Origin of the sequence: Methylobacterium sp. XJLW (assembly GCF_003254375.1) — a bacterium.
In the GTDB taxonomy this organism is placed as follows: Bacteria; Pseudomonadota; Alphaproteobacteria; order Rhizobiales; family Beijerinckiaceae; genus Methylobacterium; species Methylobacterium fujisawaense.
On sequence record NZ_CP016429.1, the window covers coordinates 4,572,317 to 4,592,988 of the forward strand.

At 66.4% G+C, this 20,672-nt stretch carries 18 protein-coding genes and 1 pseudogene; 8 read left to right on the forward strand and 11 right to left on the reverse strand.

The features are described 5' to 3' along the window. Positions 1-51: 51 nt before the first annotated feature. A complete protein-coding gene (gene gltA, locus A3862_RS21195) occupies positions 52-1,341 on the reverse strand; it encodes a citrate synthase (protein ID WP_012319002.1) in 1,290 nt (429 codons plus the stop codon). Between the two features lie 230 nt (positions 1,342-1,571). Next, a complete protein-coding gene (gene gltX, locus A3862_RS21200; RefSeq protein ID WP_043757228.1) occupies positions 1,572-2,999 on the reverse strand; it encodes a glutamate--tRNA ligase in 1,428 nt (475 codons plus the stop codon). 192 nt (positions 3,000-3,191) lie between these two features. Here gltX and A3862_RS21205 point away from each other — a divergent pair. Both A3862_RS21205 and A3862_RS21210 read left to right on the forward strand, forming a co-directional pair. Next, positions 3,192-4,058, forward strand: a pseudogene (locus tag A3862_RS21205) (DUF4131 domain-containing protein); the annotation flags it as partial. Positions 4,059-4,103: 45 nt separating this feature from the next. After that, the gene (locus A3862_RS21210) at positions 4,104-5,756 is read left to right on the forward strand and encodes a recombinase family protein (protein WP_111473959.1); all 1,653 of its coding nucleotides are present in this window, start codon (positions 4,104-4,106) and stop codon (positions 5,754-5,756) included. A gap of 207 nt (positions 5,757-5,963) precedes the next feature. Here A3862_RS21210 and A3862_RS21215 read toward each other — a convergent pair whose 3' ends face one another. Both A3862_RS21215 and A3862_RS21220 read right to left on the reverse strand, forming a co-directional pair. Next, positions 5,964-8,180: a hypothetical protein gene (locus tag A3862_RS21215; protein ID WP_124263003.1), complete on the reverse strand. Its 2,217-nt coding sequence runs from the start codon at positions 8,178-8,180 to the stop codon at positions 5,964-5,966. Positions 8,181-8,436: 256 nt separating this feature from the next. Beyond that, on the reverse strand, positions 8,437-9,060 hold the full coding sequence (locus tag A3862_RS21220; RefSeq protein WP_111473961.1) for a recombinase family protein: 624 nt from the start codon (positions 9,058-9,060) through the stop codon (positions 8,437-8,439). Positions 9,061-9,420: 360 nt separating this feature from the next. Between A3862_RS21220 and A3862_RS31165 the strand changes: the two genes are divergently transcribed. The 3 genes from A3862_RS31165 (at position 9,421) to A3862_RS31175 (ending at position 11,140) form a co-directional block, all read left to right on the forward strand. Further along, the gene (locus tag A3862_RS31165; RefSeq protein WP_124263004.1) at positions 9,421-9,906 is read left to right on the forward strand and encodes a hypothetical protein; all 486 of its coding nucleotides are present in this window, start codon (positions 9,421-9,423) and stop codon (positions 9,904-9,906) included. Continuing rightward, positions 9,906-10,256 carry a hypothetical protein gene (locus A3862_RS31170; RefSeq protein ID WP_124263005.1) on the forward strand — a complete coding sequence of 117 codons (351 nt, stop codon included), beginning with the start codon at positions 9,906-9,908 and terminating at the stop codon, positions 10,254-10,256. The genes A3862_RS31165 and A3862_RS31170 overlap by 1 nt, the downstream gene beginning before the upstream one ends. Positions 10,257-10,627: 371 nt before the next feature. Continuing rightward, positions 10,628-11,140 (forward strand): hypothetical protein, encoded by a 513-nt coding sequence (locus A3862_RS31175; protein ID WP_124263006.1) that lies wholly within the window; start codon positions 10,628-10,630, stop codon positions 11,138-11,140. Positions 11,141-11,519: 379 nt separating this feature from the next. On the opposite strand, the gene A3862_RS21225 is transcribed toward A3862_RS31175, so the two are convergent. From A3862_RS21225 to A3862_RS21240, 4 genes are all read right to left on the reverse strand, one after another. After that, positions 11,520-12,287 (reverse strand): hypothetical protein, encoded by a 768-nt coding sequence (locus A3862_RS21225; RefSeq protein ID WP_111473962.1) that lies wholly within the window; start codon positions 12,285-12,287, stop codon positions 11,520-11,522. A gap of 516 nt (positions 12,288-12,803) precedes the next feature. Next, the gene (locus A3862_RS21230; RefSeq protein ID WP_111473963.1) at positions 12,804-13,304 is read right to left on the reverse strand and encodes a hypothetical protein; all 501 of its coding nucleotides are present in this window, start codon (positions 13,302-13,304) and stop codon (positions 12,804-12,806) included. 14 nt (positions 13,305-13,318) lie between these two features. Beyond that, complete coding sequence (locus A3862_RS21235) at positions 13,319-14,125, reverse strand: hypothetical protein (RefSeq protein WP_124263007.1); 807 nt, start codon at positions 14,123-14,125, stop codon at positions 13,319-13,321. A gap of 94 nt (positions 14,126-14,219) precedes the next feature. Next, positions 14,220-15,512, reverse strand: coding sequence for a flagellin N-terminal helical domain-containing protein (locus tag A3862_RS21240; RefSeq protein ID WP_111473965.1), 1,293 nt, complete (start codon positions 15,510-15,512; stop codon positions 14,220-14,222). A 239-nt stretch (positions 15,513-15,751) separates the two neighbouring features. Between A3862_RS21240 and A3862_RS21245 the strand changes: the two genes are divergently transcribed. The 3 genes from A3862_RS21245 (at position 15,752) to A3862_RS21255 (ending at position 18,069) form a co-directional block, all read left to right on the forward strand. After that, entirely contained in the window at positions 15,752-16,744 is a 993-nt protein-coding gene (locus A3862_RS21245; RefSeq protein ID WP_111473966.1) for a helix-turn-helix domain-containing protein, read from the forward strand. Between the two features lie 8 nt (positions 16,745-16,752). Then, positions 16,753-17,757, forward strand: a complete 1,005-nt coding sequence (locus tag A3862_RS21250; RefSeq protein ID WP_164706386.1) for an AraC family transcriptional regulator — start codon at positions 16,753-16,755, stop codon at positions 17,755-17,757. A gap of 99 nt (positions 17,758-17,856) precedes the next feature. After that, positions 17,857-18,069: a DUF3892 domain-containing protein gene (locus A3862_RS21255; protein ID WP_111473968.1), complete on the forward strand. Its 213-nt coding sequence runs from the start codon at positions 17,857-17,859 to the stop codon at positions 18,067-18,069. 120 nt (positions 18,070-18,189) lie between these two features. Here A3862_RS21255 and A3862_RS21260 read toward each other — a convergent pair whose 3' ends face one another. The 3 genes from A3862_RS21260 to A3862_RS21270 are packed head-to-tail and all read right to left on the reverse strand — an operon-like array spanning position 18,190 to position 20,480. After that, positions 18,190-19,434, reverse strand: a complete 1,245-nt coding sequence (locus A3862_RS21260; RefSeq protein WP_111473969.1) for a relaxase/mobilization nuclease domain-containing protein — start codon at positions 19,432-19,434, stop codon at positions 18,190-18,192. Next, the gene (locus A3862_RS21265; protein WP_111473970.1) at positions 19,431-19,838 is read right to left on the reverse strand and encodes a hypothetical protein; all 408 of its coding nucleotides are present in this window, start codon (positions 19,836-19,838) and stop codon (positions 19,431-19,433) included. The genes A3862_RS21260 and A3862_RS21265 overlap by 4 nt, the downstream gene beginning before the upstream one ends. A gap of 42 nt (positions 19,839-19,880) precedes the next feature. Then, positions 19,881-20,480, reverse strand: a complete 600-nt coding sequence (locus tag A3862_RS21270) for a hypothetical protein (RefSeq protein WP_111473971.1) — start codon at positions 20,478-20,480, stop codon at positions 19,881-19,883. Positions 20,481-20,672 lie beyond the last annotated feature (192 nt).

A 20,672-nucleotide genomic window follows, 5' to 3' on the forward strand; every position in this document is an offset into this window, starting at 1 on the left:
GCGGCCTCTCGGCCGCCCCGTCGCTCGCGTCACAGGACAGGTGGTCCTGCCTCAGCCGCGCTGGTCGACCGGCACGTAGTCGCGCTGGGTCGGACCGACGTAGAGCTGGCGGGGACGGCCGATCTTCTGCGACGGATCCTCGATCATCTCGGCCCACTGGGCGATCCAGCCGACCGTGCGGGCCACGGCGAACAGCACCGTGAACATGTCGGTCGGGAAGCCCATCGCCTTGAGGGTGATGCCCGAGTAGAAATCGATGTTCGGGTAGAGCTTCTTCTCGATGAAGTACTCGTCCTTGAGGGCGATCTGCTCCAGCTCCATGGCGACGTGGAGCAGCGGATCGTCGGTCTTGCCGAGCTCCTTCAGCACCTGATGGGTGGTGCTCTGCATGATCCGGGCGCGCGGGTCGTAGTTCTTGTAGACCCGGTGGCCGAAGCCCATCAGGCGGAACGGGTCGTTCTTGTCCTTGGCCTTGGCGACGTACTTGCCGACGTTCTCCGGGGTGCCGATCTCCATCAGCATCTTGAGCGCCGCCTCGTTGGCGCCGCCATGGGCCGGGCCCCACAGGCAGGCGATGCCGGCCGCGATGCAGGCGAAGGGGTTGGCGCCCGAGGAGCCGGCGAGCCGCACGGTCGAGGTCGAGGCGTTCTGCTCGTGGTCGGCGTGCAGGATGAAGATCTTGTCGAGCGCCCGGGCGAAGACCGGGTTCACCTCGTATTCCTCGCACGGCACCGCGTAGCACATGCGCAGGAAGTTCGAGGTATAGTCGAGGTCGTTCTTCGGGTACACGAACGGCTGGCCGATCGAGTACTTGTAGGCCATCGCGGCGAGCGTCGGCATCTTGGCGATCATGCGGATCGACGCGATCAGCCGCTGGCTCTCGTCCGTGATGTCGGTCGAGTCGTGGTAGAAGGCCGAGAGGGCGCCCACCGAGGCGACCATCACGGCCATCGGGTGCGCGTCGCGGCGGAAGCCGGTGAAGAACCGGTTCATCTGGTCGTGCACCATGGTGTGGCGCGTGACCCGATACTCGAAATCGGCCCGCTGGGCGGCGGTCGGCAGGGCGCCGAACAGCATCAGGTAGCAGGTCTCGAGGAAGTCGCCCTTCTCGGCGAGCTGCTCGATCGGGTAGCCGCGATAGAGCAGCACGCCCTCGTCGCCGTCGATATAGGTGATCTTCGATTCGCAGGACGCCGTCGAGGTGAAGCCCGGGTCGAAGGTGAAGGCGCCGGTCTGGGCGTAGAGCTTGCCGATATCGATCACGTCCGGCCCGATCGTGCCGGATTTCACCGGCAGCTCGATCGACTTGCCGTCCACGGTGATGGTGCTGGGTGCGCTCATGGATCGTGGACCCTTCTCTGGCGACGTGGCGGATGCCGGGCTCGGGCTGCCCGAGTCGGTCCCGGGGGCCTGAGCACACGCATTATGCTGCGGGTGCTCACAGGCATGGGTTACCCAAACGGCACTGCAGCAGCAACGGGGTCGGTGACAACCCGACCCCGACGCCAAGCAAATTCCACCAAGCGCAATTCGAGCCGGGGCCGGCAGTTCCCCGGCTACGCCCGGTGGCTTCAGACCTGCGGCACCTGATCGCCCAGGCGGGCAAGGGTTTCCGCCCGGCCGAGCACCGCCATCACGTCGAACAGGGGCGGGGAGGTGGTGCGGCCGGTCAGCGCCGCGCGCAGGGGCTGGGCCACCTGCCCGAGCTTGCAGCCGGCGTCCTCCGCGTACTGGCGAACCGCACCCTCGGTCGAGGCCGCATTCCAGTCCGGCAGCGCCTCGAGCACCGGCCGCACCCCGGCGAGGCGGGCGCGGCCCTCGTCGGAGAGGAGGGCGCGGGCCTTGTCGTCCAGCGCCAGCGGCCGCTGGGCGTAGAGGTAATAGGCGCTGTCGAGGAGCTCGATCAGCGTCTTGGCCCGCTCCTTCAGGCCCGGCATGGCCTGGGTGAGCTTGTCCTTGAGGTCGGGCTGCAGCGGCGCCGACAGGCCGCGCCCGGGACCGACATTTGGCAGGATCGTCTCGATCGCCGCGACGAGATCGGCATCGGCGCTGGTGCGGATGTAGAGGCCGTTGAGGTTGGCGAGCTTGGCGAAGTCGAACCGCGCCGCGGAGCGCCCCACCGCGCCGAGGTCGAAGGCCGCGACCATCTCCTCGGTGGAGAAGACCTCCTGGTCGCCGTGGCTCCAGCCGAGCCGCACGAGGTAGTTGCGCAGGGCCGCCGGCAGGTAGCCGAGATCGCGATAGGCCTCGACGCCGAGCGCCCCGTGGCGCTTCGAGAGCTTGGCTCCGTCCGCCCCGTGGATCAGCGGGATATGGGCCATCCGGGGAATGTCCCAGCCCAAGGCGGAAAAGATCTGGCTCTGGCGCGCCGCGTTGGTGAGGTGGTCGTCGCCGCGGATGATCTGCGTGACGCCCATGTCGTGGTCGTCGACCACCACGGCCAGCATGTAGGTCGGCGTCCCGTCCGAACGCAGCAGGACGAGGTCGTCGAGGTCCTTGTTGGCCCAGGTCACGCGGCCCTGGACGGCGTCCTCGACGACGGTCTCGCCCTCGGTCGGCGCGCGCAGGCGGATCACCGGCTTGACCCCGGCGGGGGCCTCGGACGGGTCGCGGTCGCGCCAGCGGCCGTCGTAGCGGGGGGCACGGCCCTCGGCCCGGGCGGTCTCCCGCATCGAGGTCAGCTCCTCGGCGGTGGCATAGCAATGGTAGGCACGGCCGGCCGCCAGCAGCTCCTCGGCCACGGCCCGGTGGCGCTCGGCCCGGGCGAACTGGAACACCACGTCCCCGTCCCAGTCGAGGCCGAGCCAGGACAGGCCGTCGAGGATCGCGTCGATCGCGCCCTTGGTGGAGCGCTCCCGGTCGGTATCCTCGATGCGCAGCAGCATCTTGCCGCCGGTGTGGCGGGCGTAGAGCCAGTTGAACAACGCCGTGCGGGCCCCGCCGATATGCAGGTAGCCGGTGGGCGAGGGGGCGAAGCGCGTGACGACGGCTGAGGACATCGGTCCGGTATGTTCCGGGGCTGGTCGCGGACGGAGCGCGACGGACGGCGAAGGGGCGGCGGAGCGGCGAGGGGCTCGACAGGGCGCCCGTAGCACGAAGCACCGGCTGTAGCACGAGCCGGAGGATGCGTTAAGAATCGCCCGCAGAATCGCCCGGCCCCGAGACAGGTCGCGCGGAACGGGGCGGCGGCGATGCGGCGGATCGGCGCGAGGCTGGCGGGCGGCGCGGTGGCGCTGGCCGGCCCCCGCGCGCCCGCCCTCCCGGTCATCCGCCACTGGGTGGCCGAAGGCCTCGCCCGGGACGCCGAGCAGCGCCGGCTGTTCCCCTGGCTGGCGGTGGCCTTCGGCGGGGGGATCCTGGTCTATTTCGCGGCGACCGACGGCGCGCCGAGCCTGGCCGCGCCCCTTGTCGCCGCCGCCCTTGCCCTGGCGCCGATCCCGCTCCTCGGCGCGCGCCCGGCGGCGCTGGCGGCGGTGCTCGCGGTGGCGGCCGCGTTCCTCGGCTTCGCGGCGGCAGCCTGGCGGGTCTCGGAGGTCGCCGCCCCGGTCCTCACCCGCACCACCATCGGCCCCCTCATCGGAACGGTCGAGGCCCTGGACGAGCGCGAGGTCGGCGCCCGGCTGCTGATCCGGGTGGAGAGCTTCGCCGGCCTTGCGCCGGAGGCGCGGCCCGCCCGGGTGCGGGTGTCATTCCGCAAGACGCCGACCCCGCTTCCCGGGGACGTCGTCGCCGCCACCGCCCGGTTGTTGCCTCCCCCGGAGGCGGCCCGGCCCGGAGGCTACGATTTTGCCCGAGACGCCTACTTCCAGGGGATCGGCGCGGTGGGCTCCCTGGTCGGGGCGGTCACGATCCGGGCGCCGACCGAGCCGCTGCCCCTCCGCCTGCGGCTCGCCGCCACGCTCGACGCGGCCCGGAACGGGCTCACCCGCCGGATCGCGGAGGCCGCCGGCGGCCAGGCGGGCGCGGTGGCGGCGGCCCTGGTGACCGGCAAGCGCGGCCTCATCGGCCCGGCGACCAACGATGCGCTGCGCGCCGCCGGAATCTACCACGTTGTGTCTAGGTGAAGGTTGACCGGCAAGGCGGCGAGGTCCAGGGTTTGGGCCATGTTCCCGGTCAAGGCTTACTCCTACATCCGCCTGTCCTCGGAGAAGCAGCTCCAGGGCGACGGCGAGACCCGCCAGATCGAGTTGCGGGACAAGTTCGTCGCGAAGCATGGCCTGGAGCTCGACGACACCCTCCGCGACCTCGGCGTCTCCGCGTTCGACCGAGCGAACATCGAGAAAGGCGCGCTGGGTACGTTCCTCCGCAAGGTGAAGGCGGGAGAGGTCGCGCGCGGCTCCTACCTTCTCGTCGAGAACCTTGACCGCCTATCGCGCGACCATGTCCTCAAGGCTTTCCGGGTGTTCATGGACATCCTGGAGGCCGGCATCGTCATCGCGACCCTAGGGGACGATCGGATCTACAGCGAGGAGAGCATCAACCAGAACTGGACCGAGCTCATCGTCTCGCTGGCGGTGATGTCGCGCGCCCACGAGGAAAGCGTGCGGAAGGTCCAGACCCTGCGGGGGGCGTGGGTCCGCAAGCGGGCCGACCGCAGCAAGAAGTTGACGCGCAAGTGCCCGACCTGGCTTTCGGTGTCCGAGGACGGCACCGACTGGATCGTCAACCGGGACCGCGTCGACCTGATAGAGCGCATGCTGCGCGAGCTCGCCGCCGGCATCGGCCGAGACAAGATCGCCCGGCGCCTCAATGCCGATGGAAAGAAGCCCTGGGGCCATGGCCGCGAGTGGCACGGCGGGACAGTGACCAAGTTCACCGACAACGAGGCCCTCATCGGCCGCTTCCAGCCCTGCACCGTCGAGCGCAGGGTCGTCGACGGTGTCAGGATCGAGCGCCGCATCCCGGTTGGCGACCCCATTGAGGACTATTACCCGCAGGTGATCTCGGACGAGCTCTGGCAAAGCGCCCGCAAGGCTTCGGACAAGCGGGCGCGACCGGGCAAGGGGAACGTCGGCGGCAGGCGCGGGACGGTCCTTTCAAACCTTTTCGGCGCGCTCGCCGTATGCGACGCCTGCGGCAAGCCGATGAACTATCGCGACAGGGGTCCCCGGAGCACGCCTTGCCTGCGTTGCTCGGGCAACCGCAACGGTACCTGTGGCAACGAGAGCAGGCCACGCTACCTACCGCTGGAGCGCGCAGTCCTGTCGTGGGCGATCCTCGCGGAAGACCCGCCGCCCCAGGAGGGCTCGCCGGCGAACGAGGCGTTGGCCACGGCCGAGAGGGTTCGCGATCAGGCAGCCGCCATCGTCGACCGCCTCATCGACGCAATCGAGCAGGGCGCGCGGCTCGATGGCCGGCTGATCCAGCGTCAGGCCGAACTCGCGCAGGCGGACGAGGCCTTGGCGGATGCGCGACGTGCGGCCAGGGCCGCGGTGCCGACGTCTTCGCAAGCCGAACGATACGGCGTTCTCGCTGCAGTGGAGGGAGCCCGGGACCTACCGGAGAAGGAAAGGTTCGCCGCCCGTGCCGCCGCCGCGCAGGAACTTCGGGATCTTCTCACGGAGATCCGTTGCCATGCCGACGGCAGCGTCACGGCGTGGGTGGGGGACATGGGCTTCCGCATCCATATGGAAGGCGACGATGCGAGGATCGAAGGCGGCATCGAGGTCAAGCCCGGCGAGTGCTTGGTGATGCGGTGGGAGACAAGGAGCGGCGTGGTGGCCGAGCCCAGCCTGCCGTTGCGGAATCGAGCATGATTCCGCAACGAATCTCGTTCGGTTTCCCCACCTACGGGGCCTTGATCGGCGTCCTGACCAGCTAGGCCGACTTCGAATGGAGGCCGGAGCGACCGCATGCCGTCACAACGCCCAGAACGAAACGGCGGCCCCCGGAAAGGAACCGCCGTTCATTGACGTCAAGAGCCTCGCCGACTGAGACCGTGCCGGCGAGGCTGAACAACCAGATCACTCGGCCGCTTCAGCCTCCCGGTCCCACTCGCTGGCCGCATCGGCATCCTCGACCTCGTCGCCCGGGCGGGCTTGGTCCCGATGCTGGGCCTTCGCCGCACCGTGGACCCGCTTATGGGTACGGGACCACACAACCAGTTCATCCTGAACGGTCGTCAGGACGTCACGCCAGGCGGAGCAGGCACGCTGGTCGACGCCTTTGACGTCCACGAGTGGCCGACCGTCATCACCCGTCACGGCGACCAAACCATCGAACGCGGTCCGCAGCGCATCCATGGCGTCCGCGAGCGCCCCGACGGCATTGTCGTACCGGTCAGTCGGCGTATCCCCCGGGCGCCGGGACTTCGCCTTACCGGGGGGCGGAAACTCGCCCCGCAGGAAGACGTCGTTCACGGCCATGTCACCGGACCCATCCTCTAGGGCACGCGGGCGACCGTCCTCGTCAACCGCCCGGATCGAGACGCCGGCGGCGAAGTCGCGCAGCGCCTGGCCGAGCTGATGGATGCCGTGGGGCGACTGACGCATGACATCGAGCACCTCACCAGGCGTCCGGCGATCCGGCTGGTCGTTGTTGGCGGTCCCGCGGTCGGCGCTCAGGCGACCATCGACGACCAAGGGGTAGGCGGCCCGGACCGCCAACTCCAGCGAGGAGGGGCCAGGCTCGTCCGGGGTCCCCGCCGCGATGGAGGCGCGCATTTCCGCCATCGCGTCATCGACCAATTGGTCGGTGGTGCGACCGGTCACCGCCCACTCGCCACCATGAACCGCTTTGCCGAAGGCATGGCGCAAGTAGCGTCGGGCCTGATCCACCTTCGTCGCGTCGCCGTTGAAGGCCCGGAGCACCAAAGCCGTCGCAAGCTCGTTTGACAGGCGCTGGTTGACCCGTTTGCGGGAGGACTGGCTGGTGACCGCGACGCGGATTGCTTCGCGGAACCGACCGTCTGGGTTGGCGAACAACCCGACGATGGCCGCCGCGCGCTCCGCCGGGTCATCGGACAGGTGGGCCGCCCGCGCCTCCGCCTTCGTGCAGGAGCCTGCATAGTATGCGGCCTCAGTCGCCGAGATCAGCGAACGGCGCGCGAGCTCGTCGAGCACCTCGTCCGCCAGGGCCTCGTTCTCCGGCCCGTCGCCCCAAGGCGTGGGCGGGTCGACGTGCCGGAGGGCGACGAGGGACCGGAGGGCCGTCGGGAAAGCCGTCTTGCTTCGGGCGAACGGCTCGAAGCCGACGATCAGCAGCGCAGGTACCCGCTCGCAACGGAGGGCGACGAGATCCTCCTGCGTCGGACCCGAGGCGAAGGCCTCGTTCAGGCGCTTGATGCGGGCCCGGAATTTCGGACCCGGCTCGTCGTAGGGCACGTCCGCGGAGCGCTGGCCCAGCAGGGCGTGGACGGCAGTCATGCGGGAAGACCCTTCCGCCGTCGTCAGAGCCGTGACCGGGTCGCAACCGTCCTCGTGGTTGTAGGTGGTCGGCACGAGCCAGACCGCCTCCATCACGCCCTGGTACGTGATCGACTCCGACCAGTCGTTCGTGGACTTCACGTAACCGGCGGCGTGCTGGCAAGCCCAGTTGAGGTGGTGGCTACTCTCGATGTCGACCGCCAGTTCGGCCGCGGTCAGCGAGGCGTCGGCGGGGGACTTGGGCTCCGGCACCGGCCGGAACTTCGAGTCTTCCGCGCCAGTCCCCGGATCGACGGCGAACGGGTGGCGCCGGGACGGGAGGGTGCGAGGGTTGCGCGGGTCCGGCATCACGCGGCGCGCCCAGACGGTTGTCCGGATGCCCAGCAAGGTTCCACCCGGGACCGCGATGCGCTCCGCGTTGGGCGCCGCAGGGTCGCCGATACCCTTCCGGACGGCGGACGGATCGACAACTGCGTTCGCAAGGGCGCGGGCCGCCCGCTCCGAGTGCCCGAAGGCTTCGGTCAGCTTGGCCGCGAGGTTGTTCCGCGCAGGCGCGGCGGCGTACTCGGGCAACGCCTCGACGGGGCGAGGCAGGATATGGATGTCGTTGGCTTTGGTCACGGGCATTGTCCTTGGCTGGGCGACCGAAGGCTCGAAGCTCTTCGGAGCCTCGGGCGCGACTACGGGGTCGATCCGAGGTGCCAAGGACCGCGTGGGTCCCAGCGCTCCCCCCTTCCACTTGTCGGGCAAGCCCGACGTCGTCGAAGGCGGCGACAGCCAATTGAAACCTTGTCTAGGCGTACCGGCACCGGGCATTCATGCCCATCGTCCAGCGTTGCCGCCCCCGCCACAGAGCCTGGAGGGGTTGGGGGTTCCGCATGCCTGCGTCGCAGACGCTGCTCTGGTACGACGTAGCGATGGGGCCGTCAAGCGACCTCGCCAACCTATTCGATGCCGTCGTCGTTCGAGACTGTATTTGCCCAGCCGAAACCAAGATCACATGACATAATCGACGCCGACCGTTCCAGGAGGCCGGGCCGCCTAAGGCCCCTGAACCGACGGCCTTGCAGCGCTATGACAGCGTTCCGGTGACCGTCTCGGCAGGGCTCTCGCCAGCGCGCATTCCGGTACTCCTGGCGAGGGTCCGATATATCGTCGGGCGGGAGACCGAGAACAGTTCCGCCAGATCACCAATGGAGTGGTCCCCCACGTCGTGCATGCGCCTCACCTCTCGCTGCTGCTTGGCCGACAGCTTCGGCTGCTTGCCACGGAGCTTGCCCTTGGCCCTGGCGATTGCCATGCCCTCCCGCGTCCGGGCCCTGATGAGGTCGGCTTCGAACTCGGCGAAGGTCGCCAGGATGTTGAAGAACATCCGGCCCATGGGATCGTGCGGGTCGTAGATGCTCGCCCCGAGGGCGAGACGGACGCCCCGACCGACCAAGCCATCAGCGATGGCGCGGGCATCCGGGACGGAGCGGGCCAGACGGTCGAGCTTCGGCACGACCAGCGTGTCGCCCGTGCGGGCGGCGGCAAGCGCTTGGTCGAGGCCGGGCCGCGCGCGGTTCATCCCGCTCAATCCATGGTCGGTGTAGATGCGCTCCGGGGCGACCCCGAGCGCTTCCAGCGCGGCGCGCTGCGCCGTCAGGTCCTGCTTATCGGTGGAGCAGCGGGCGTAGCCGATGAGAATCGTCGTCATGCCGGAAAGTGTACGGTTAGACCCCCTCAATCGAAAGGATCAGCGTACCGGTCTAATGAGACGACTGTCACACTCCGGCGGGCCGGCCCGAACGCCGTCGGGCAAGCGCGTCCGTTGGGCGACCCTCTAGCGTACAAGCCGGTATTACCGGGTCTGGTGAATTTCCGCCGGTCTGTTTGAGAGCGGCAGGGCACTAAACCGGACGTTGCGACTCTCGCAATCAAGGGAGGTGTACAAGTTGGAACGACTAGATGCGCTATCGGGCCGATAGGGAAGCCTGGGGCGACGAAATTAAGTTGGCGCGACAAGGCTCCTCCGGATAAGAGGAGAGGAAATTGAGCGACGCCGGAACCAGCCAGAATGGGATGGATAGCAGTAAACATATTGGCCCCTCTATTGTTGCCCGTCATAGGAGTATTGCTAATCCAAATGGCAACGCCAAAAAGAGTAAAAATCAGCAGCGCCGGCAATTATAAGCTTATGATGTTAGTCAAAGATGGTCAACTCGGCTGGGCTGCCGCCGCTCTGTGCACATCATCATATTACGAGTTTACTGAAAATCAGAGATTGCTCGGTGAAAACTTTATGACTATGCCTTCTCAGTGGCAGGCTATAATATTTCCATTGTTTCTTTCAACCCTAGGTGCAATGTTTGTAGCGGCTTCTGGAGCCGTATATGGTACAGAACTTTTAGAAGGCAAAATTGTATCTCTGAAGTCATGGATTGAGCATTATTCATTATTTGTCGTTTCAATTTTTGTGACAATCTCTTCAGCATTGATGTTCATAATTATACACTTTGAGATGATTCCCCATGTCGTGATCCACATAATTGGGGGAAAGTGATGTTGTTCAATCTCTTGAATTTCGAAGACAAATCTAAAAGAATAATATTTTTAATTTCTTTAATGACATCTCTGGCAGCATTGATTGGATCGCTATTTGCTGCGTATCAGTTCTTATTTCCAAAAGACAATTTGCCTTCAATCGTGGAGTTTCCACCATTTACAAGCGGATGGGTTGGAGGAGGGCACAACGCTGATCAGATCTGCAATGGAAAATTGAATGAATATTTAAGAGAAAACCCAAAATACTCAATCGAAATCAGGCGCTCTGAGGAAAATAGGAGAAAAATGTTTCCAGGTCGAGTTCAATATAACTACACCTGTAGATTTATAGGCACTAAAAAACAATAGCCTCAAATCTATAGCGTATAAACATCCAATTAGAGAAGGTTTGTAGTATATTTGATCAGCCGAACTTTTTGCTTGCGTCAGAGGCCGGGCGGTAAGTCTTGAAGTATATTTTTTCCAAAATCCAAAGAACTTGGAAATGGCAGATTTTAGGGAGAATTAGCGGTCGTTAGTACGGGCGCTGTGGGTTCGAAGCCCGAAGCGTCCGCTAACCGATCCCCTATCGTTCACGTCGCTCGGCAGGAGACAGCCTCACTTTCGGGATGTTCCACCGGTCGAGTCGGGATCCCACCCCGGCTTCGACATTCCCTTGGATGGCGATTTGATGCATCGTACCGGCGATAAGCCGAACGTGAAACTCCGACCGCCGAACTATGACCATAGCCGCTCGCGAAGCCCTGGCGGATTGTCATATCGCTCTTCAAATGCTTGAGGACGAGAAAGACAATCGAAAGTGGCGCATCCACTGGGCCGCCGCCGTCGCATTGGTTCGTGCAGTCGGACACGTTTTGGACAAAGTCGATGGCGCCGACGCCACGGTTAAAGCAGCTTCCCGCGCGGCTTTCAAACGCTGGAAAACCGATCCCGACTGCGAAATATTCCGGGATTTTATCGAAGGCGAGCGTAATAACATCCTCAAGGAGTACAGGTTCGGCCCACATCCGACCGAAGAAGTCGGCATTGCAGTGTCGGTCACACTTCGTCATCCCGAGACCGGCGAGATGATGCAAGTGACCGACGTGCTCTCCATAGGTGAAAGCATTTACAGGCCGATGCTTGAGGGTTTCCGGCAAGGCGACGACGCTCGTGACGTGCTGACGGATGCTTTGGATTGGTGGAGGCGCGAGCTCGACGCGCTCGACGTGACCGTGGCCCGGCAGAGGTAGACGTTGCAGCGCATAGGCAGCAAGTCGACTTCTCGAAGCACGACTGCCGATACGATGGCACGCCCTGAGGCTTTCTCGCACCCGGCGCACAGGACGCTCAGTCGCATCGGTGATGCCGCCGACTTGCCTGCATGCCAGCATCGGTCGTCCACCGGCATAGCAACGGCATCCGCCGATGGCGCCCAACCGTCGTCTGACGACGCGCCCGTTGCGCCGCTTCCGTTGGTGATCGCCGTTCGTTGTCCTGACCCAATGCCGATGGAGTCATGAATGAACCCCTCGCGGCGTATGGTACGACAGGCCTCCATCCCTCGCGGCCTGCGGTTGGAGAGAAAGGCCGAATCGGAAGCGGGCCAACTGCCGACGAGTTACCGGTTGTCTATCGGTACCAGCAGGTCTCGGTCGCTAGATACTCCCATATGACCGTCTTCACCGTCACAGCCTCGGCCCAGGCGATGGCATAGCGGTAACGCCCCGGTTCGACCGTGATCCAGCCGTCGACCATAGGTCCTTCGGCCAGGAGATGGACTGTCAGGCGGCTACCCACCTCCGGCCAGCCGACGAGGTGGCTGGCGGTTCCGGCTTTCTCGAAGGCTTCGCGCTGCTCGGCACTCAAGCGAATGAGCGGGACGAACGCGACATCGTCGGGCTCGTCCCTCAGCGGCTCCCCCATGTCGTGGTACGCATGGCCCCGGGCATTCTTGACGATGACGCGCCGTACCTTGTCCGCGTCCGGAAAGAGGGCGAACGGCTCATGGTCGTCGAATAACGACGACTGGCCGTCTTGCGCCTGCTTGAGTGCGCGGACGACGTTCCGGTTGCTTCGCAGGATGCTGGCAGCTTCAGGATGTGTCTTCGGGTCGGGATAGAGGCTGCCTGCCATGACGGCATGGAGGACGCAGAGCAGGTAGTTCTCGTCGGGCGAGAACCCGGAGTTGCAGGTACGGCAGACCGTGACCTGAGGTAGATAATCCATCTCATCACCGACGCCGCGGTCATAATCCGCGCCTCGTTTGCGAAGCTCCTTGGTCAGAAGCGACTTCGTCGGAACATGATCGCGATTGTTGGGGACGTCAGCCACCGGGGCTCCGCAATGGATGCACCAAGCCTTCAGCCGGTCGTCGGTGAAGTCCTCGATCTCGCGCATCGACCTGGCCCGTCCCAATCCTCGAATGCGACATGATAGAGCGTTTCCTCGATCATTCGCGTTCTCACCATGCGCATGGCCCGCGCCGAACGAAACGACGCTTCGAGCTTGTCTCCGTCATTGATGCCGCGGGATGTAGACCAATCGGCCCGCTCGATCCCCCGGCACTCGCGACCGGGAGCTCGACATCCGTTCATAGCCGTCGAGGCAGGCACCATCACGTGTCGCCGTATATCCGGAATGTCAGGACGGCGTGATTGCCGCCGTTCGCCAAGCCGGTCACGACGTAGGTGCAGGTATTCCGTCGCGGTGCATGCTTGCCGAACCTGATCTTGGAGCGGCGGGACCGACCTGTCACCGAGTATGGGGCCGGCTCACGGTCCTCCGCGAACGCATATGTCGGTCGGGCGACCGTTCCAGGATGAAGGAGGCGCGGAACGAGAGCGAGCCCTCGGCTCCCTCTCGGACAGATCGAAATGCCGGAGGCGCCGCAGCGGGCAGCCTCCGGTCAGTGTCTCAGGCCGCTCGCAGCCGACCGTTGTCGCCGAGAACGGACGCATCGCCGAGACCGGTTTCGAACGTTTGCCGCGACCGTCTGGCGCCGAACGTCGCCGCGCTGAAGAAATAGCCGACGGCCGACAGGATGAAGAGCACGCCAAGCCCAAGCAGGGGCAGCAACAGGATGCCCAGGGCCAGCCACTTGAACCCCTGGTTCCGCAGGTAGGGTCCGAAGATGTCGCCGTACCACGTCTCCCGGGCGGTCCTGACGCCGTAAGGGTAGGCCCTGATGTCCTTGCCGCTCAGCCACAACTCGACCGGCTCACCGCGGTCCATCGCCTCGTTGATGATCAGCGAAGCCTCGGCCTCGACCAGCATGCTCGGGAAGAAACGGGACTTGCCGTCCGCGGTCCGGATTTTGACGCCGGTCCATATCTCCCGGCCGGTCGGGTTGGTGGCGACGTCGCCGAGCGCCGTCGAGGCGATACCGGTAACGGTGCCGGTGATGATCTCGTCCATGGTGGCGCTCCGGGTCAGTCGTCGAGGAGGTAGGAGAAGGACAGTGCGGCGTGCGGGCTGCGCTCGGAGTAGCCCACGACCTCGCACCCGCGCCGGACGGGTCCGGCGCCGCGGAGCGTGAGCCTAAAGTCGCGGTCGGAGTAGCGGCCGTGCACCGGATAGGGCGCGGGCGGACAACCGTCCTTGAAGGCGTAGGCGGTCCCGCTTGCCGGGCCGCCGGGCTTGAGGGTTCCGCGGAAAAGGACTGTCCCGGGCTGGATGCTCGGGCGCAGGGAAGCCTTCGGCTCCAGGTAGGCGATGATCCCGGTGGAGGGGTCGACCATGACCACCGAGCTGTTGTGCATCCACGGCCTGCCGGTCGGCTCGACCGTCGCTGTCGGCGATGACTTCCGGGTCGGCGCGTTGACGCCGTACTGGCGGATGACCGGGATGCCCGATGCGCAAGCGGCGTTCGGGACGGTCAGCGCGCCGGTGCCGTTCCGCATGTCGTTATCGGCCTCGACCACGTCGATGTCGCCAACGGGTGGGGCGTTCCCGCCGAATGCGCCCTGGGCGAGCATCGCGTCGCCAGAGCCGGTCAGCACCGTGATCTTGCCCGTCGCCGGGTCCCGTGCCTCGCACCGGACGTGCACCCGCCACAAGGCGCGGCCGTTTTGTACCCGCCCGTCGTAGGTGAAGTCCGCCAGGGTGCGGTAGGTGATGCCGCCGCGCACCTGGGTGGCCTCGGCGGTCCACCGGTCCTGGATCGGGCCGGCACGGGCGCACGAGGGACCCAGGGCGGCCAAGGCAATCATGGAGATGAGCGTTCTTCTCGGACTCATGAAATGTCGATCCGGCTCCGCAACGGCAGGCGGCCGAGCGCCACGGCCCGGCGGGCGGCCGGACCGTGCGTCGGGGCGGCATGGAAGGTCGGGGCTAGCGGAGGAGCTGGAGGATGCCCTGGTTGGCGGTGTTGGCCAGCGACAGGGCAGAGATGCCGAGCGACTGACGGGTCGACAGCGCCTGCGAGTTCGCCGCCTCCTCGTTCATGTCGGCGTTGGTCAGGTTCGCCGCGCCGGTGGTCAGCACGTCGATCATCGACTTGGTGAAGTCCTGCCGGTTCTGGACCGTCGACAGGTTGGAGCCGAGGTTCGACGAGAGCGACTTCAGGCTGGCGAGCGCGTTCGTCAGCGCGTCCGACGCCTTGTTCAGGTCGGCGTTGTTCTGGATGCCGACGTTGGCCCCGCCTTGGGTCGTCGCCGAGTCTACGAAGGTGCCGATGCCGAGGCTGTCGGTGGTCAGGGCGTTGCCCTGGATCGACAGCTTGGACTGTGCGGTTCCGGTCTTCTCGTTGAAGGCGATGGTCAGGTTATCGCCGGTAAGCAGGTTGGTGCCGTTGTAGCCTGCGTCCTTGGACGTCTGGTTGAGCTGATCGCGCAGGGCCGTGAACTGAGAGACGAGGGCCGAGCGCTGGGCCGAAGTGCCGCCGGCCGCGGAAGGCGCCGCGCCGCCGGTGAGCTTGGCAAGCTCGCCCGTGTCGGCTGTGAGCGCACCCGTTGTGGCGTTGAGCTTGCCGGCGGCGACCGTCAGCGTGTCGGAGCCGGTGCCGGTGATCTGCAATTGGCCGAGGCTGTCGATGGCCGCCGTGGCGATGCCGGACTTGTTGATGTTGTTCACGAGGTCGTTGACCGTCCCCGAGGTCATGCTGACGTTGTAGACGGTGTTGCCCGCGGCGAGTTGCAGCGTGTCGGCCTTGGTGTTGTCGATGCCGACGACGCCGACCGCGGAAGAGCTCGCGGGGGTGGCTGTGCCGGCCAGCGTCTTGGCCAGCACGGTGTCGTGCAGGCTCTTCCCGGTGGCGGTGGCCTCGTTCGCGGTGGCCATGGCCTGGGTGCCCTGGAGCTTGGGCAGGTTGGTCGTGGCGTTCGATTGGGCCTGCGCGACCACCGACTGCATCTGCTTCACGATGCTCGTGATGCTGTCGATGCCCTTCGAAGCCGCCTGGATCGTCTGGATGCCGTTGGAGATGCCGTCGAGCAGGCTCCCGAGTGCGGTTGAGCGGTCGGTCAGACTGGCGGCGGTGAAGTAGTTCACCGGGTTGTCGAGCGCCGAGTTGACCTTCTTGCCGGTCGACAGGCGGTTCTGGTTGGTCGCGGCGAGCGCGGCGGTGTCCTGCAAGGATTGGAGGTTCTGCCGAGTGGCGGCGGACAGGGTGATGGAAGAGGACATGAGGCGTGATCCTTCGATGTCCGACGCTTCAAGTCGGATCGCCTAAATCCTCGTGTCCGCAAGTTTAAGAGGAAGAAATATTCGGGAATGGCAAACAGACGTTATGTCTACTGGCGTCCTGAATATGTCTACTGGCGTCCTGTAGCCCGTTATCCCTGGGCAATTGCCTCAAATTTCCGGCGCGCTCTTGACCGATCTCTTGGAACGCTCGATGCGTATCCGGGACAAGCGGGCCCGACATGCAATCTGACGCGCTGGAAACGGACTTCTCGCAGATCGACGACGAGCGCGTCCGGCGGGAGGCATGGGTTCGTGCGATCTCCTCGGTCTACGAGGCGAGGATCGACGAGGAAGTCCCGCGCACGGTCCGCTTCCGCTCGTGGAAGCTCGGGACGACGCTCTTCAATCACATGCGCGCCTCGGCGCAGGCGGTCGAGCGGACGCCGTCGCAGATCGCCGTCCAGGCCGTGGACCACGTCGTGCTGCGGCTCTACTCGTCCGGCAGGACCGGCATCGACACCGCCGGCGGGGAGGCGGAGATACCCCCCGGGGGTATCGTCATCTTCGACCTGTCGCAGCGCGCCCGCTCGGTCACCCGTGAGATGTCCGGGCTCAACCTGGCGCTTCCGAGACGGTTGCTCGACCGCCGCGTCGGCGAGCTCTCCGCCCGGCACCTCGACATCCTCCGGCAGGAGGACGCGCCGCTGGTTCGCCTCCTGGGCGATCACATGAACAGCGTCCACGCTGGCATCGACGGCATGGACGAGTGGCAGCGGAGCTTGGTCTCCACGGCGACGGTGGCGCTCTGCAACGCGGCGCTCACGCCAGTCACGGACAGCGCCTACAACCAACCCACCATAGCGGCCATCGAGATCAGGCAATTCATCGAGGCGCACCTCGGCATGGCCGATCTCGGCGTCGACATGATCTGCGCTCGCTTCGGGCTGTCCCGTACTCCTGTCTACTCGCTTTTCGAGGCCGACGGCGGGGTCGCGACATACATCCGCAATCGCCGCTTGTCCCGGGCGATGAGGATGTTGACGGGGGCCGAGGCGGGACCGCCACGGGTTTCGGGCGTCGCATATACCTGTGGCTACGAGAGTCTGAAGAGCTTCAGCAAGGCCTTCCGCGCCCGCTACGGCATCAACCCCCGCGACGTCGGAACCGGCCTGCGCGGCGTCGCGCAGCGCGAGAGCGGCGACACCCTGATGTCCTGGATACAGGAGCTATGACTTCGTCCATGGAACCCGACGTCATCGACCCGGGCATCGCCCGTCTGGACGACGAGCGCTTACGGCGGGAGGCGTGGATCGAGACGGTCTCACCGATCTGGACCGCGACGCCGGACCGGTCTGCGCCGCATCCCTGGCAGGCGAGCTTCCGGGCCTGGAAGCTCGGAGGCGTCCACCTCTACAAGACGCATTCCTCCCCACAGACGGTCGAGCGTACCCGGTCGCAGGTCGCCACCCTCGCGGTCGACCACGTCTACCTGCAGCAGCACGTGACCGGACATTCGAGCGTGGAGGTGGCATCCGACGAGCAGGCGATCACGTCCGGGACCATCGTGCTCGTCGACCTGGCGCAGCCGGTGTTCGGGCGCTCGACCACGTCCGTCGACGGCATCGGGCTTTGCATCCCGCGCCGGCTGTTCGACGCCCGGGTCGGCGAGATCGGGAGGCTGCACCGCTCCACTTTCGCGCGGACCGGAAGCCCGTTGAACCGGCTTCTGTCGGACCACATGCGGAACATGCAGGACTGCCTCGATACGTCGGACCCAGCCCAAAAGTCGCTGCTCTCGACGGCTACCGTCTCGCTGTTGAACGCGATGCTGACGCCTTCGAAGGACAGCGCCTACAACCAGCCGGCGGTCATGGGTATCGAGATCCGTCAGTTCATCGAGGCGAACCTCGGTCGGGCCGACCTCGGCATCGAGATGATATGCGCCCGCTTCGGGTTGTCCCGCACGCCGGTCTACGAACTTTTCGAGGCCGACGGCGGGGTGATGACCTACGTCCGCAACCGGCGCCTCGCGAAGGCGATGCGCATGCTTTCCGGGGTCGAGGGAGGCGCTGCGACGCGGGTATCGAACGTCGCCTATGCCTGCGGCTACGAGAACCTGAAAAGCTTCAGCAAGGGCTTCCGCGCTCGGTACGGGGTGAACCCGCGCGACGTGGATGCCGATCATCGTGTCGGTGCCCGACACGAGAGTGGGGCGGTCCTCCTGTCATGGATGAAGGAACTCTGAGTCGTCGGCGGCATACAGGTCGCAGCGGGGTCCTTTGAGTATCGACGCGATCTCGCCGATAAGGACGTGCCACCTATATGGTCGTCCCGGAGGTGGTTCATGTCGAAGATCAAGGGACGCAACGACGGGCCGGGCGGCCGCAACGAGCATTACGATGTCGGGACGCGCAAGAACGTGCCGAGGCGGAACGTCGTGGCGGAAATCAAGCGCGGCGAGCATCCGGACAGCCACGTCGTGAAAATCAACGGCCGTGAATACGCACGGGACAACCCGGACAGCTCGACGGCGGACAACGTCAACAGGGACGAGTAGACCCAGGGCGGACACGCGATTGGCCTTCGGTAACTTGTGCCGGTGCCGAACGGCCGAAGCGATCCCGGTCGTCTTCGGAACCTCACAGGGCGGGTTTTGGTCAGGGCGTCCCGGAGACGGTCACCGGATGGGGATGCCCCAGATGTCCGTGACGCCCCACAGGGCCAAGCCCCTCGTTTGGCCGTTGTCGGCGAGATCGTCCAGGCGCTCCGCGGCCGCGCGTGCGCGCTCGGCGGCTGCTTGGTAGCGGTCGAGCGACACATCGAAACCGGCGAGGTGGCGCCGCATCACGACGCGGCGTGCCCCGGTCGAGACCCGCAGCCGGTCGAGCGCAGCACCTCGACCTTGTCCGTGACTTCCGCCACCGCCACCGTCAGGTCGGACATCGCCTCCACCAGGTCGTCGAAGCCCGACGCCCCATCCGCCTCCGGCGGCGCCAGCGCCGCCAGGATGCCTTGCAGAATCATTTCCATCGCGGCCAGCCGCCGCTCGATCAGCACGCCGTCCATCACCCGCTCCTTCCAGCATCAGCCCGTTGAGCCGTGCCCGTACCGCCGCCGCCCGAATGCGCTCGCCCGTCAGGCGTCGGGAGCCCGCGCCGACGAGCCGCGTCGCCAAATGCGCCGTGCCGCTCGCGTCGACGACGACCGGACCCTCTCGGCCATGCCTCAAGTCGAGCCCGCGGGCTTGGAGGGCGGCGACGAAGCCGGGGCCGTCCGCCGACACCTGCCAAGCCGAGAAGACCGCGCGGCGCAGGTCGTCGAGCGGCACGCCGGTCCGCTCCTCGACGCGGCGTTCGCCGGGCGTCACCTTGGCGATGGGCCGTTCCGCCCGGGTGGCGCCGGCTGCGACGAGCCATCCCGCCACGTCGTGTCGCCCGTCCTTGCGCAGGGCTTGCGCGATGCTCCGGGCGTGCTTCGACGGCACGGGCGCAAGCCCGGCCTCGTACTCGACGATGCGCGCGCATTTCTCGCGGCGGGCGTAGTCGTGGGACAGGTCGATCACGGACCCCGAGGGCCGGACCAGGGCATAGACGCGGTGCTCGTGGACGCGTCCGTCCTTGTCGTGCACGACCCCGCAGTAAGGTTGGCGGGCGAGGTCGAATTCGCCCTCCATGAGCGCCCAAAAGCGCGCGCGGGCGGCGGCGTTGTCGGCGATGCCAGGGTCGGGGCTGCAATGGACGTGGTAGACCGGCCGGGTGGTCCGGCCACCCGCGCACTGCGCGACCAACTCTTGCAACTGGCCGAAGACGTCGGGGCTGCCGAGGCCGCGCGGCGCGGACACGGTCGGGTGGTTCTCGCCCTTCAGGAGGTGGCGCGCCAGGGCGTCCCCGAGCCCGGCCCCGCGCGTCGCTCCTGAGATCACGGTGCGGGCCGTCCGAGCGCGAGCGGGACCAGGATCGCCCGGGCGGCCTGGATGGCGGGGATGGCCGACGCCGGGTCGTCGGATTGCGCCGAGGCGCTGGCGGCGGCGAGGTTCCTCAGGGCCGCCGCGATGGCGGCCTGATGCGCCTCCGGCATCCGCACGGGCCGGCCGCTGCGCGCGTCCGCATCGGACTGCATGCCGAGCCGATCCAGCAATTGCCGCCGGACCCAGGCCCCGGCCGTCAAGCCCTCGCCGTGGGCCGCCTGTCTAACGGCCGCGCTGAGGCCACCGCTCACCCGGACGACCAGGCGGACATGGAGGCCGCGCTTCCGCGCAGGGGAGCGGGAGGCCGGTGGTGGCGCGGGCCTGATCGGGATGATGGCGCGGTAGACTTGGTCGGGCATGCTCGTCTTGCCTTGGAGGTCGGTAATGGCGGTGGGGTATCGTCAGGTCCTGCGAGGTGGACCTGGTCCGCCTCCTCCCGGCTCCACCGGCACGAGTTCCGGGCCCCCGCCGCCGCCGTCGCCGCCACCCCGTCCGCGTAGGCGAAGCGCGCGCTCGCGCGCCGCCACCTTCTGCGCCTCGATAGCGGCCGTGACTGCCGGGGGAACGATCAGGGGCGCGGGCTCGGGCATCCCGTAACGGGCGGCGCGGGTTCGCTCCGCGGCGAGGGTCGCGATGGCCCGCTCCCAGAGCGGGATGTCCCGGAGCATCTGGCCGAAGGCGTTCTCGCGCTCGCCGCTCTCGATGAAAGCGGGGGATGCCCTCCATGGAGAAACCCCAGCCAGGCGCCGCGCGCGCTGCCACGCCCAGACCTCAGGGCCCATGCCGAGGAAGAGCCGGGTAACCTCGTGGCTGTCGAGTCGGTCGAACGTGTCTGCCTCAAGGGCGCGGGCGTAATCCCGCGTGGCCGAGGCGAGGGAGGGGACCGGCGTTGCCCCCGGCGTCTCCGCGGTCGGGGACGGCCGGACGGGGGACTGGCCCGCGGCGGCTCCAGGGTTGGCGGCGGCATCCTGCCAGCGGTGTCTGAGGAAGCGCGGGAGCATCGGAACGGGCCCACGGCCCGTTCCGGGCCAGGTGGCATCGATCAAAGCACCATGAACCTGAATTCCTAGTGGGATGACATCTTTTCCGCTTCGACGTATCGCGAAAGTTATCGGCGGATTTTGATCAAATGCTCCGCGACAGTGCCGATGCTGGATTTGTCATGCCGGTCTCAAGGCAAGGATGGAAAAGCG